Annotated in this window: 12 protein-coding genes; 1 reads left to right on the top strand and 11 read right to left on the bottom strand. The window is 35.4% G+C overall.

Annotated features, from left to right (window positions below):
* Positions 1-50 precede the first annotated feature (50 nt).
* The 9 genes from NT073_RS06520 to NT073_RS06480 form a co-directional block, all read right to left on the bottom strand.
* The gene (locus tag NT073_RS06520) at positions 51-587 is read right to left on the bottom strand and encodes a T9SS type A sorting domain-containing protein (protein ID WP_297370562.1); all 537 of its coding nucleotides are present in this window, start codon (positions 585-587) and stop codon (positions 51-53) included.
* 1 nt (position 588) lies between these two features.
* Positions 589-2,280 carry a cell division protein ZapB gene (locus NT073_RS06515; protein WP_366107230.1) on the bottom strand — a complete coding sequence of 564 codons (1,692 nt, stop codon included), beginning with the start codon at positions 2,278-2,280 and terminating at the stop codon, positions 589-591.
* Positions 2,281-2,700: 420 nt separating this feature from the next.
* Positions 2,701-3,540 (bottom strand): class I SAM-dependent methyltransferase, encoded by an 840-nt coding sequence (locus NT073_RS06510; RefSeq protein WP_297370559.1) that lies wholly within the window; start codon positions 3,538-3,540, stop codon positions 2,701-2,703.
* Positions 3,541-3,649: 109 nt separating this feature from the next.
* Positions 3,650-5,044, bottom strand: a complete 1,395-nt coding sequence (locus NT073_RS06505; protein WP_297370556.1) for a glycosyl hydrolase family 28-related protein — start codon at positions 5,042-5,044, stop codon at positions 3,650-3,652.
* A 168-nt stretch (positions 5,045-5,212) separates the two neighbouring features.
* Positions 5,213-6,118 carry a glycosyltransferase family 2 protein gene (locus NT073_RS06500; protein ID WP_297370553.1) on the bottom strand — a complete coding sequence of 302 codons (906 nt, stop codon included), beginning with the start codon at positions 6,116-6,118 and terminating at the stop codon, positions 5,213-5,215.
* A gap of 25 nt (positions 6,119-6,143) precedes the next feature.
* A complete protein-coding gene (locus tag NT073_RS06495) occupies positions 6,144-6,845 on the bottom strand; it encodes a glycosyltransferase family 2 protein (protein ID WP_297370550.1) in 702 nt (233 codons plus the stop codon).
* A 5-nt stretch (positions 6,846-6,850) separates the two neighbouring features.
* On the bottom strand, positions 6,851-7,966 hold the full coding sequence (wzy, locus tag NT073_RS06490) for an O-antigen polysaccharide polymerase Wzy (protein ID WP_297370547.1): 1,116 nt from the start codon (positions 7,964-7,966) through the stop codon (positions 6,851-6,853).
* 113 nt (positions 7,967-8,079) lie between these two features.
* Positions 8,080-8,940, bottom strand: a complete 861-nt coding sequence (locus NT073_RS06485) for a glycosyltransferase (RefSeq protein WP_297370544.1) — start codon at positions 8,938-8,940, stop codon at positions 8,080-8,082.
* A gap of 58 nt (positions 8,941-8,998) precedes the next feature.
* Positions 8,999-9,757 carry a glycosyltransferase family 2 protein gene (locus NT073_RS06480; protein ID WP_297370542.1) on the bottom strand — a complete coding sequence of 253 codons (759 nt, stop codon included), beginning with the start codon at positions 9,755-9,757 and terminating at the stop codon, positions 8,999-9,001.
* 56 nt (positions 9,758-9,813) lie between these two features.
* Between NT073_RS06480 and NT073_RS06475 the strand changes: the two genes are divergently transcribed.
* Entirely contained in the window at positions 9,814-10,602 is a 789-nt protein-coding gene (locus NT073_RS06475; RefSeq protein ID WP_297370539.1) for a glycosyltransferase family 2 protein, read from the top strand.
* A 111-nt stretch (positions 10,603-10,713) separates the two neighbouring features.
* Here the strand turns inward: NT073_RS06475 and NT073_RS06470 are convergent, their stop codons facing one another.
* Both NT073_RS06470 and NT073_RS06465 read right to left on the bottom strand, forming a co-directional pair.
* On the bottom strand, positions 10,714-11,649 hold the full coding sequence (locus NT073_RS06470; RefSeq protein ID WP_297370536.1) for a hypothetical protein: 936 nt from the start codon (positions 11,647-11,649) through the stop codon (positions 10,714-10,716).
* Entirely contained in the window at positions 11,649-12,980 is a 1,332-nt protein-coding gene (locus NT073_RS06465) for an MBOAT family O-acyltransferase (protein WP_366107229.1), read from the bottom strand. Before NT073_RS06465 ends, NT073_RS06470 begins: the two co-directional genes overlap by 1 nt.
* Positions 12,981-13,156: the final 176 nt, after the last annotated feature.

Here is a 13,156-nt window from a genome sequence, read left to right as displayed (position 1 = left end):
CCCGCTTTTTAATAACGGGTCTCTTTTTGAACGATTTATTAAGTAGAAAACTATTTTTTCACTAGTCTTCCTACCACTTTCTTCTGATTGTGTTCAATGATTGGTACATACATACCAGCCTTCAGGGCTGTGGCGTTCCACTCAATCTGATGCTTACCTGCCGACTGATTTTCATCTTTTAGCAGCTGATTAATAATTTTACCCTGTGCATCTATAATTACGATCGTTACTTTCCCCTCTGCCGGTAAAAAGTAATCAATCATTGTCGACTCATCGAAGGGGTTAGGGTAGGCCTTCAGTTGCAAAGACAATTCGTTACCTCCACTGGCTACCGGCTTAATATCAGCCGTGAATAAGCTACCCTGATTCGCCTGAAAGCCGGGCAGCAGCGTTATTGAGCGACCTGCCTGGTAGGCAACCGTACTGGATTTACCCACTGTGTTAACGGCCACGATCGTTTCGACTGCCTGCTCCAGGTGTTGGCCACCTTTGTTGTAGCTTACCTGAATCCGCAACGATTGAGGCACCGTCTGCGCAAACGTAAGCAAGGATAGACAGCATACCGCTAGTGTTAGTATCGCTTTCATATTACTTACGCGCTTTAGTCTGTAATTTATTAACCCGGTTCTCCAACTGTTTACTTTTCTGTGCTAAAGCCTCATTCTGCTTTTTCAGTTCGATAACGTATAGCGTAAGTTCTTCTACTTTTTCAAGTAGCTTGGCCTGCATTTTGCCAACATCTACACCTTCCTTTACCACTTCTTCGGCGGAGGGAATTCCGGGCAGGTGTTTTTCGCGATTGATGTACATCTCTACATCTTTCAGGCCACGGAGGTAGTATCCTTTCTCAAAGACCCGATCCGACCAGTCATTGGAGCTTTTGACGGCGACTTTCACTTTTTCGGTCAATACACCATCCGCTACATACAGACGATAACCGGCTGGTGTTTGCCCTACCCCCGGCCCGATAACAACACCTCCGGTGTTTGTATTTTGAAGATTCTTTCCATCTGAAGACCATAAAGCGTCGGTTTCAGAAGCCGCTACACGTCCACTACCCGCAGCGGCCGTCGCTATAATTACATCACCAGTTGCATTTACTGTCAGGAATTTACTTGATGTAGCTGTTGTACTAACCGCACTGGTAAGGTTTGTTAAGCGTAGCCCGGATGTACCCGTAGTGCTGGACACGACTTCTAATTTGGCAGCAGGAGCCGATGTGCCGATGCCAACGTTGGCATTACTACCTAATATAAGTGCGTTAGAAACAGATACCTGTGCATTCGCTCCAATAGCACTGGCGTTTGTAAGATTATTTGCACCAGCAGTTACATTTGTTCCGAATCCAATAAACACGTTATAAGATCCGGTTAAGTTATCTACACCTGCATACTGACCGATACTTGTATTTCGATCACCACTAGAGGTCCGTAAACTAGACCCATCACCGATAGCAGTATTACCAATGCCAGTTATTAAACTGCTTCCTGCACCGTTACCCATAAACAGATTGTAGTTACCTGTTTTATTGTTGACACCTGCTTGCTGCCCCAAAAATAGATTTCCTAAGCCTGTAGTATTATTTAGACCTGCTGACAGACCAATAAACACATTATAACCACCAGATTGGTTATTTTTACCAGCCTCTGCCCCCAAGAATGTATTACCTCCTCCTGTATTTATGATACCCGTATTAACTCCTACAAATGTATTCTGCGTCGCTGTAGCATTCGATGACCCTGCAAGTGAACCAACAAATGTATTTCCTGCTCCGGTAGTGTTGCCACCACCCGCATCTGCTCCCATAAAGGTGTTATCGCTTCCTTGCGAATTCGAATAACCAGCACCAGCACCGACAAAAGAGTTATTATTACCTTGGGTATTAAAATAGCCTGATCGTGTACCTATAAACGAGTTATTAAAGCCACTTGAATTAGAATATCCACTTTCAGCTCCCTGAAATGTGTTACCATTTCCAGTCGAATTACTATATCCAGAGCTAAACCCTACAAATGAATTCTTCTGTCCTGATGAGTTTTGATTACCAGCTGAAGCACCTAGAAAGACATTTTGAGTTCCAGCCATATTAAGGGTACCTGTACCCCTACTAATGAACAAGTTACTAGCTCCACTCATATTTAAATTACCTGCTCCTACACCCACAAGTGTATTGTCAGAGCCAGGAGTAGTGGACGACGGCGTCGTAGACACATAATTCATTTGTGCTATTAATGACGTCGACAAAAGCATCCATGTAAGAACAAGTAAAAAATTTCTCATAGTTTTCAAAAATTTGCCCACTCTATATATTCTCTCTGGAAGAAATGAAAATGTAAAAAATAATTAAACACCTACTGTACCCTTTCTGAAAATAACAATAATGATGCCGCATCTAAAATATTATTGCTATGGTTCACCAAGCAGGAACATAGTAACGATGAAACATCAAAATAACTGATTATTAGCCACTTATCTATTATCTGAAAGTTCAATAATACGTATGATAGAATTAGGCTACTGAAGCCATAATAGGAGTAATCCATAAATCTTGACAAACAAAATGAAAATTAATGATTGTTCATACGAGAAGTCAAATAATATGACATAGCAAAAAGTCTATCACTCATAAAGCGATAGTTCTATAGGTCTAAAGAGTGTACAACATGACAGATAGACCTCGTTAGGGCAATTTCGCAAATATCAATTTTTGTAAGCTAAGACAATATCCTGGAAAGAAGTAAAGCTATTTCGGCTACACCAAGAACCAGGATAGATGGTAGCGCTCATACCATTTCGTTTAAAAAGATCAATTACATATGATTCGTCAAATCCCACACATACTTCAGGATCATCTGGATAAGCGATATAACGTCCTTCCGATAAATACTGAATATTATGCGCACTTTCAGGTGATTTCATTAACTCACGCGATTCTTCATTTAGCAGGAAGAAGGTCACTAAGCATCGTCCACCGGGTTTTAGTACCCGTCCAATTTCTGCAACATAATGATCTACTTCCGGCTTTGGCATATGAGTAAAAACAGAAGTTAAAAAGGCGAAGTCAAAATGCCCATCCTTGAATGGAAAAATATATTTTGATGCTTCATAATGCCCTTTAGGGTTGTAGTGGTCATTATGAATATCAGCAAGTTGAAATCTAAAATTTGGAAACCGAGAGGTGATATTTGCTTGACACCATAAAATGCCATCTTCTACTATATCAAAGCCTTCATAAGAACCACCATTTTTAAGATAACCAGTTAGTGGTGCCGCCATTCTTCCGATACCACACCCAATATCCAACACTTGCTCTTCGGGCTTTAACTTTGCTAAATCAACGAATAATTTAAGAAACTCAAGGCCGGTTTGCTTAAAGTCGCCACCACCAATGAAAATTTTTGCCCGGGGAGGAACCAGCGGGTCTCTTAAATTTAGTATATCATCCTTGAAATCTAGTATACTATAATATTTTTTTTGTAAATACTTTAGTGTTGGCTTTAGTGTTTTGTATAAAACAGGGGGCACAGACTTTCTAAACATATAACTCGCGTTTTTGATTTTGTTGGCTGATCAGTCATCCAAATATAAGCCTAATAGAAAGAACTTTACTAGCATGATGGTAACGAGTGATCTGTTGACTCGATCATCACTAATGGTTATGTATGCTCTGCAACGACTGAGTGCTCACCAGCACCTTTTCTCCCCTCAACACACCTTTCACACGCCAACTACCCATTTGACCAGAAACGTTATTAAAAGCATACCCATGCTGATGTAAAACTTTTTTACGTGTATCAATAATTGAATTAGCATCAGCCCAAAGCCCAGTACAGTTCCAAACTTCAATTACATCGCCATTAAGGCTTTGTTCTGGAACAGCACCAGAGCAATTAGTAAACCCATTCTTTGCAAAATAAAGGTTGTCTACCAGATTAGCGAAAAAACCATTTGCTCCTGAGCCAATAATTGTGTTGCCGATAACCTTGATAGCAGACAATCGCTTTGTTTCACCCTGATTTAATTGGTTTTTAGCTCCTAATGAAATAATGCAAATGGCAGCTCTCCCTGTGGAGGCTTGTCCATTGTTTTTATAAGACTTTCCATTAATGATCACTGTTGAACAAGCGTTGGTAATAATATTATTTTGAACTAAGCATCTTTTAGCCGAAGCATTACCACCCGGATACATTTCTTGTGCGTTAAAAATAGACACCCCAGCAATAACAACATTATTAAACTTATTATTTAGAACTGATACATTAACCGATCCAATTGAGCCAAATCCCTGATATGAATTCTGTACTACATTTCCTTTTGCTAATAAGTTAGTGGCTTGTTTGTATCCATATTTAAGAAGTTGCTTCTTTTGTTCGTCAAGTCCATAGTCATGGAAAGACATTGCGTCATCTTTAATATTAATATAAGTATTATATAAGTAATTGACATTTGCAGAGTAATGCGAGTATGTACCGTCTCGAAATGTATGCTCAATCCTTGAATTTCTTATTGTAACTCTGTTACTATTTGTAATAGCAATTCCCATTTCTGGAGAATTTTTTATGTGTATTCCATTCACCGATATGTCTTGGCAATTGTCAAACTGAAAAACATGTTGACTACCATCGCCATTATCGGTTGGCATATTTACATATCCATATTTTCCTCCATAAATGTTAATATTGGTACAATCTTGAAATAAGAAGGTAGCTTTAGTCAGATCACTATTTAAAAAAGTAGCACCTGTTGCTATAAGTTTTTTCTTTTTTACACCACTAATAATTATTTTACTAGATATCTTATAGTATGACTTACCTTTCCGAGCATATATTACTGGTGAACTTGAGTTTAGCGCCTTACTAATTGCTTGGGTATCATCTGTCTTACCATCACCTTTCGCACCAAACTGCTCTAAAAATTTCGGCGCTTCATCCAAGAATTTATTTTTGACTAATTTTCTAGAGTTTTGCGTAAAACTACCTCTAAGTAATATTTCTATTTTCCCACCATTTCCGACTAACACCTTGTTTTTTCTATACGTTTTCATGGCAGGTAAGTCTGCTGACAGCTTTCCATACCCGAAAGTGCTATAAAAACAGGTACACAGTGCAAAAAAATATACCAACTTTTTCATAACATAAGATGCAATACTTAATGAAATATGACATCGTTCACTGAATTAACTATGTCACCCATAATCATTTTACCAAAACTATTATCGCCAGAATGAATTATGCATACTTAATTGGCGCTTTAATAAAGTCGGCAAAAAATTTTCCAATTTACCCAGCTTATATCCAATATATTTTACTACAGTACGAACTACTTGTGCTGGAATAAGTACAGTGTACCCGTGTTGCCTAAGATAGCTCCATTCATCCATCACATATTTGAAACCTTCAGACTCAGCCTGCGAAAACTCTTTGAGTACATCCTTCTGTTCATTATGAAATACCCCTATGTCAAAATATCGTTTAAATTCTTCCCATACTGTGTAATCATGGGAATGGTAAACCTCAGCCTCGGCACAATAAGCCACTGCTTTTCCTCTTAAAATAAAACGAGCAGCAACAGAAACGTCTTCTCCTAAAATTGTATCGGATGGAAATCCCCCAACTAAAGCAAGGTCTGCTTTCCGGTAGGCAGCAAAAGAGTTTGAACATGAACAGGTCTTAATTCCCATTTGTGGAATCAAGGCCTTCGTCTTAATCAAACTATTAGCAGGGTAGTTTATTAATCTGGCAAAGTGGCCAAAAACACCCGTTTTAGAATAAGGCAATTGCCTTCCGTACGCCATTGCAATATCTTCTCTACTATGCAACATGGCAACCAAGCGTTCCAAAGTATAGGGAGAGGTTGGCAATGCATCCTGTGTTAGAAATAGCACAGTTTCATGATTCGCTAACCGTACGCCAAGGTTACGGGTAGAGCCATGATTAAATTCAGACTTTTTTATATTGATAAATGTAAGCTCTTCGAAACTCGACAGCTCTCTAGTCTTATCTGTTGATTCTGAATCGATTACAATTAACTCATGTGACAAAGTTTGCTCTCTCAACTGTTTAAATAGCTGAGGCAAGTAAGACTCTGCATTATAAGTTGGAATGATAACAGATATCATTAATGTAAGTCGTTTATTGGCAAAATTATATCCATAAGCGTTGAATGACACAAATGAACAATGAAACACGGTTTGCAATTTTCACCTTGAGACTGTAGCCATCTTCACCTGTAGGGGAAGCATTGCCGCCATGACGCGTATAATTGATTAATGGCTTGGGGTAAAAATAAGTCCGTCCTTTGACTTCTACAAGTAGACCAATCCACCAATCGTGCATGTGTATTTTCGACGGGAACGGCAATGCATACGATAAAACATCTCGTCTAAAAGCCATACAGCATCCGTTATATGAGTTTTTGTATAAGTTTTTCCAAAAACCAGGCTGGCTTCTTCTATGTTGAAAGAATGATTTATAAATTATATCTCCAAGCGAATTAACCACTCGGCAATCCGAAAGGACAAGATCATAATTTTCCAACAAAATAACCGTATCAGCTACTTTGTTAGGTAACCATTCATCATCTTGATCAGATAAAAAGACAAAATCACCGGATGCCAATCCAAGAGCATTCTCGAAATTTCCAACAGGACCTCTTTGAAAAATATTCTTAACGAGACGTATACGTGAATCGTGTAAGCTATCAATTATTTCGCATGTTGAATCTGTTGAGCTGTCATCCGATATGATGATTTCATCATCAGTATTTAATTGCCTAAGTATAGAATTTAACTGACGTTCAATGAACGAAGCTCCATTATAGACAGCCATGCACACACTGACACGCATATAGACTAAACTTTTATAGTAACACGAGGCAGAACAAACTTTATTCTTTTAGTCTTAAAATAGTATTTCCCAAAATATCCTAGTAGCAAAGGGTATACCAACTGAAAACTTAAGCCAGTAAATCGAATCATATTATCAAAAGTACTAAACAGAGCCATCGTACACAAAATAGCAATCGTTGTGGAAAAATATGGCTTGTTACTTTTAATCAAAAGCGGCACAAAAGCAATTAATGACATTAGCCATGAAAAAATTGTTATGACTCCAATCCATCCCATCCTTCTGAAAGGGTCATAGTATATACTCCCAACCGTTAAAAATTTAGCAATCAAATATTTATCACCTTCAACTCTGTCTGGATCAATAGCTGGATCTACTACACGTTTTGTGACAAAATCAGGTATTAATTCACTTCCTATGAAAGGAATAACATTATATCTTATATGCACAGCATTATTCACAGAATTCTGGAAATTAGCAATTGGTGAAGAAGCGTACAAATAGAACCAAAAGAACTCTCCTGGAATTATACTTTCTCTAAAGCTTTCTTTTGCCTCTGCTATGTCGAATAAATAATCTTCATGATCTTTAAAAGATCTAGCAAATCCAATAAATCCAAACATGTAAAATATAAACACAAGAGATATTACCAAGGCAGAAAAGGCCTTATAACTTATATACCTTTTCTTTTGACAATAAATAACCAAACAAGACATTAAAGTCATTAAGGTAGAACCTCTATTTACAACCAAAACGCTAAGAATAAAAAGTATTAGTAAGTAAATAATAATATCTTTATTTTTGCTACTAACATACTGGTGGTACAAGTAAATTGTATAGAAAGGGGCTACTGTTTGTAAAAATACATGGAATGTAGGAATACCAAAATCATAATGAGAGTAGGCATCGCCTTTAAATATCATAAAAATAGGTATACCTCCATTATATATAAACTCAATAATATAACCCAGAACAATAATGAATGTAAAAAGTGAATTAAAGCGATTAACTTTTATGTCTTTATAAACATACCTTTTTTGAAATAGGTACCCTAGAATTATAGATGTAACAATAGTGATTGCGATAAATAAAAATACAGTTATCCCAATTTCTGGATACAATGTAGACCAACTCCATGTATACACAAACAATACGAGACTAAATCCTATTGAATAGCAATAAAATGGATTACTAATAAATCTAACGCTTATCATCTCTAAATAGATTAAAAATTTTAGTAATCTACTCTACCCATTTTCCCGGATGAAGCATCAATAAAAGCTCTTAAAGTTAACAATACACGCTTCCTTTTATAATCCTCCAACAACAGTGATTTCAAAGTTTCGATTAAATTTAGGTATAAGATTCTTATGCAAAATAACGGATTTACAAAAAAATACTTTTTAGCAATATAAAGTCCATTTCTAACCAAATAATACAACCTTATAGGGCTGTGGGACACAAAATATATATTGTGTCCAAATATTGTACATACTTTATTTACCCCCAATTTATGATTAAGTTTGAGAGTGGATAATTCAAGTATTTCGTAGTTCTGCAGACTAAGCCTTAGGTTATATTCATGGTCTACATGATCGATGAATAAAAGGTTATCAAACGGCCCAACAGCTTTGTACACATTAAGGTTGAGTAGATTTCCTGATGTCATTGTAAAATGAACTTTTTTGTACGGATATATAGCTTCAGGATTGCTGTGTGCTACTGAAACAATCCCAACCTTTCCTGGCTTAGAGTATTGCCGTAAAAAGTTAATCATTACTTTAACCATGTCCCCTGGTGCTTTACTGTCATCGTCCATGGTGAGTAAATGTGTAAATCCATCTTTAATTGCATACTCAGCAGCAACATTTAAAGCATAAGCAACACCTTTGTTACTGCCAACTGCTATATATTTAACTGAATTAATAAGCTTAATATCCTCAATTAACCCAACATCTACCTGATCCGAATTATCAACTACATATAACAATTCTATTTGGTTTATGTAACTATGAATATTATCTAAAATTCCCCTATGACTGTTGTACATCACAACAACACCTGCTACTGAAATATAATTATCGGAGGACTCCATAACATGTAATCAACTATTAGACAGTTACTTGCGAGGGTTAATATATTAAAATGATATACTAAACACGATGCCCATAAAGCAAATACCTAAGTCTTTTTTGTAGATAGTATATCCCTAAACCAATAGTTAGGAAAATATTCGTAAACATACTTTTCAAATAACGCTTCCTGACTTTATTTGTTTCTACCCAAGACAAATATAGCTCGCTACTAGCTCCTCCTGTAGCACAATGCGTGATTACAAATGGAGCATGATAAAACGGTGAATTTCTTAAATAGATGCGAAGATTAAGTTCATAATCTGCTAATATCTTCAATCCAGTGTCATAACGAAACTCACAAAAATTAGATTTATGATAAAAAGCACTCTGATGATGCAATGTGTTTTGCAAAAGTGTTCTTGGTCCTAAAAAACAAGGCATGCGATAATTATTGTCAAATACTACATCGCCAAAAACGACTTTGTACTTGTTATTCAAAAAGGGGCGTACTTTTTCAAAAATATCAGGGTATAGCATATCATCAGCACCCAGAAAAAACAACCACTCTCCCTTTGCATTATTTATACCCTTATTCATTGCGTCATATATACCTGTGTCATCCTCACTAATTAAGACATCTATTTCAGAAATAAAATCATTTATAATTTTCAATGAATCATCTTTACTTAATCCATCAACTATAATTAATTCATAATCATCATAACTCTGTGAAATAATACTATCGAGTGCCGATTTGAGCCATTTATCAGCATTATATACTGGCACAATTACCGATATAGTGGGCTCTGTTCTAGTTTTCTGTTGCCTTGATTGCATTTTAAATATATACTATATCTTTGTACAGCTTAAATCTCAAAATGTAATTCATCAAAATGTTCAACTTCCAAGGCCAGTCAGAGTCTTATAAATCTACTAAGCAACCATTAGTTAGTATAATAAGCGCTGTTTATAATGCTGAAAAATACCTTGAAGAATCCATCTTGAGCATAACGACACAAAGCTACAAGAATTTCGAGTATATAATTATTGACGGCGGTTCAAGCGATAATACTTTAAACATTATTAGAAAATATCAAGATAAAATTACTTACTGGATAAGTGAGCCAGATGGAGGCATCTATGATGCGTGGAACAAAGGCTTAGAAAAATGCAATGGAGAGTGGATAGCATTCATAGGAGCAGATGACTTATTGTACTCAAATAGCCTACAGGTGTACATAGAACATATTATACAGCATCCCCAAAGGTTAGAGCTAGAATTTGTTTCATCTTTAATAGAATTAGTCGATGAAAATTTAGTACCTATTCGTTTAGTGGGCGAATCATGGGAATGGAGTCGATTCAAAAAAAGCATGACCACTTGGCATGTTGGTATGTTCCACTCTAAAAATTTGTTTTTAAAATATGGTGTATTCGACAGTACATACAAGGTTTCAGGCGATTATGAGCTTTTGTTACGTCCTAAGGATAAGCTCATTGCTTCATTTATTAACCAACCTACCGCAAAAATGAGAACTGGAGGTATTAGTAATATTTTACTGCTAAAAGCAAGTACAGAAACTTACAAAGCTAAAGTTAAAAATGGCGTCATATCAACTACAAAAGGTATCTTATTAGCTCTTATTGATAGGCTCCGCTTAACTTACAGAAAATTATTTTGAGGTAACTAAGAATCCTTTTTTAAACCATGATACCAAATTTAAGCTTAAATCAAAAACCCTTCTCTTAAGTGTTTTTGAATAACCTTAATTTAAGATCGATATAAATATTATCTAAGGCTTATTAATAATATTAGACTTTTCCATCAACTGCAGCATAATTTCTGTGCGCTTATGAATTCCAATACTATCAAGATGATAAACAGTATCGAAAAAATATTTATCGTCTAAAACAAAAGTTTCTAGATTACCTAATATAGTACAGTTCAACTCATTGTTATATTGACCAGCCAAATTCTTTAACTTTATCTTGTTTAAATTATATGTTGATCGTTGAAAAGCAGGGTAAGTAAAGTACACCTTAGCTTTTTTTGCTTTAGCCTTTTCTATAAAGTTATTTATTTTCTTAACTCCATTATTATAATTAGTATTAACAAATAAAATGTTACCGCTCGGAACATTAGGTTTCTTCTGATTAAAATGCGTTTTCAAATCGCCGTATTCATTAAATCCTTGTCTATTATAAATTGGATCATCGAACTTATCGATAAGAATATAAAAAGCACTACTAACACATAACTGCAGTTGAGACATCAATATCCTAAATCTATCCAGTAAGGAAAGATTCATTTTCGATATAGCCGTTGGATTGACGATTGCTAACTGGGCAATCAACTTTTTATTCCCCTCTTCTAAGAAATATTCGATCGATAAAATGACTGTATCTCCAGCTTTAATACCATCTATAGCTTCATTTAACATAAAGTCTAAACCTAAGCCAGCATGGAGGCCCATATTCACTATATTTAATTGGGTCTTTTTGTTTAATACTTGGCAATCAAGGCCTAATGCCAAGTTCGATCCGCCAACAAAAATGATTCTTGGAGATGCCGTTTCTTCTAACTTTTTTTCTTTATCTAATGAAGCGGCTACATAACTCGATTCATTGCGTATGAATGGTGATACTAAAAAAATAAATATATATACAGTTATGATTACCAGCGCTAACAAAATACTTGTTGGCTTTACCAGTAGTATGAGTTGTTTCATCAAAATTGAAAATAGATAAACTGCTCTTGTAAGTCAAACGATCCAAACAGTAAGATAAACATAACGAGTACATAATAAATAGAAACCCTTAACATCAGATTCTGCCGTTTTAGCCACATATTAACTGAAATGCGGCTATTTAAACCTTCTATACATAATAAGATAATTAACGCTAAAAAGCCTATTATATAGTCATATTGTGTAGTCCCCAAATTACTAGGCTTTAATTGGCTAAAGCTTGACTGAAGATTTGAGAACAAATGTTCTACAATATAAAATGCGTCTTGGATCGTTTTTGCTCTGAAAAATATCCAAGCAAAACATGTTAAAGTGAATGTACTTATTAGCCCAATAGCCTTCCTATTTTTAGAAAAGAAGTTAGTAGAAAGGTATAATTTATTGAAAAAATTCTTAGTTGAGTTTTCTCCAATTATGTATATTCCATTTAAGCTTCCCCAAATAACATACGTCCAGTTCGCGCCGTGCCACAATCCGCTTATGAGAAAAGTTATAAATAAATTAAAGTACCGTCTTTCAGAAGCTACTCGATTTCCACCCAAAGGAATATACAAATAATCTCGAAACCATGTAGATAAAGAAATATGCCATCTTTTCCAAAATTCTGATATAGATGTTGAAAAGTATGGAGAATTAAAATTCTTCATCAATCTGAATCCAATTACTCTAGCTGTACCCAAAGCAATATCTGAATATCCAGAAAAATCACAGTAAATCTGAAATGAAAATAATAATGTCGAAAAAATAAGCGGCCATCCCTCAAAGTGCCTTGGATCGTTATAAACCTTATCAACAACTACTGCAAACCTATCAGCGATTACAACCTTCTTAAATAATCCCCAAGCTATCAGTTTTAAGCCCTCAGATATGTTCTCAGCTTTGAATGTATGTTTTTCATAAAATTGATGTAATACATTCTGCGGACGTTCAATAGGTCCGGCAACTAATTGTGGGTAAAACATTACATAGAGAGCATAGATACCAAATTTTTTTTCTGCTGGTTGCTTACCCCTGTATATTTCTATTGTGTAGCTCATCGCTTGGAATGTATGAAATGACAAGCCAATAGGAAGGAGTATTTTTAATGCAGGGAAAGGAGTATCGTAATTAAATTGATTAAGAACGGAACTAAGGTTATCATTTAAAAAATTATAATATTTAAATATACATAAAACACTAATATTTGCAAATAAGCTACTTATTAAAAACCATTTCCTCTGTTTACCACTAGCTTTTTCAATTAATAAGCCAGCGAAGTAATCTATGATGATAGTAAAGCCTAGTATTAAGATATAAATTGGCACGAAAGCCATATAAAAGTAACAGCTACCTAACAACAGTAGTATCCACCTGTAGCGATAGGGCAATAAGTAATATATGCAGCTAATGCATACAAAGAATATAGCAAACTGAAGTGAGTTAAAAAGCATTATTAATTAGATTTCATTTTATAAAACAGTCCAACTCACTGATTTTAGTCTAATCTCCT

The organism is Spirosoma sp., from assembly GCF_026391055.1.
Lineage (GTDB): Bacteria > Bacteroidota > Bacteroidia > Cytophagales > Spirosomataceae > Spirosoma.
This window is presented reverse-complemented; position numbering and strand designations above follow the sequence as displayed.

Excerpts from the sequence above, each read along its gene's own strand:
- NT073_RS06480 (WP_297370542.1), bottom strand. The coding sequence starts at position 9,757 with ATGCAATCAAGGCAACAGAAAACTAGAACAGAGCCCACTATATCGGTA.
- NT073_RS06510 (WP_297370559.1), bottom strand. The coding sequence starts at position 3,540 with ATGTTTAGAAAGTCTGTGCCCCCTGTTTTATACAAAACACTAAAGCCA.
- NT073_RS06475 (WP_297370539.1), top strand. The coding sequence starts at position 9,814 with ATGTTCAACTTCCAAGGCCAGTCAGAGTCTTATAAATCTACTAAGCAA.
- NT073_RS06485 (WP_297370544.1), bottom strand. The coding sequence starts at position 8,940 with ATGGAGTCCTCCGATAATTATATTTCAGTAGCAGGTGTTGTTGTGATG.
- NT073_RS06465 (WP_366107229.1), bottom strand. The coding sequence starts at position 12,980 with ATGGCTTTCGTGCCAATTTATATCTTAATACTAGGCTTTACTATCATC.
- NT073_RS06470 (WP_297370536.1), bottom strand. The coding sequence starts at position 11,649 with ATGAAACAACTCATACTACTGGTAAAGCCAACAAGTATTTTGTTAGCG.
- NT073_RS06520 (WP_297370562.1), bottom strand. The coding sequence starts at position 587 with ATGAAAGCGATACTAACACTAGCGGTATGCTGTCTATCCTTGCTTACG.
- NT073_RS06505 (WP_297370556.1), bottom strand. The coding sequence starts at position 5,044 with ATGAAAACGTATAGAAAAAACAAGGTGTTAGTCGGAAATGGTGGGAAA.
- NT073_RS06500 (WP_297370553.1), bottom strand. The coding sequence starts at position 6,118 with ATGATATCTGTTATCATTCCAACTTATAATGCAGAGTCTTACTTGCCT.
- NT073_RS06495 (WP_297370550.1), bottom strand. The coding sequence starts at position 6,845 with ATGCGTGTCAGTGTGTGCATGGCTGTCTATAATGGAGCTTCGTTCATT.
- NT073_RS06515 (WP_366107230.1), bottom strand. The coding sequence starts at position 2,280 with ATGAGAAATTTTTTACTTGTTCTTACATGGATGCTTTTGTCGACGTCA.